The following is a 229-nucleotide window of genomic DNA, read 5'->3' as shown; positions in this document are numbered from 1 at the left end:
TTCAACACACAGCCGCCTGAAGGCGGCTGGCTTCACTATCATTGCCCGCACAACCCAAGAGGCAATGTTTCAACACACAGCCGCCTGAAGGCGGCTGGCCGACGACCCGCAGAGCGACACCAACCGGCTGAATGTTTCAACACACAGCCGCCTGAAGGCGGCTGGGCAGGCCGCCGGATGTGGCGTACACGTCGGTGTTGTTTCAACACACAGCCGCCTGAAGGCGGCT

Origin of the sequence: Neisseria sp. HMSC31F04 (genome assembly GCF_001807735.1) — a bacterium.
Lineage (GTDB): Bacteria > Pseudomonadota > Gammaproteobacteria > Burkholderiales > Neisseriaceae > Neisseria > Neisseria elongata.
This window is presented reverse-complemented; position numbering follows the sequence as displayed.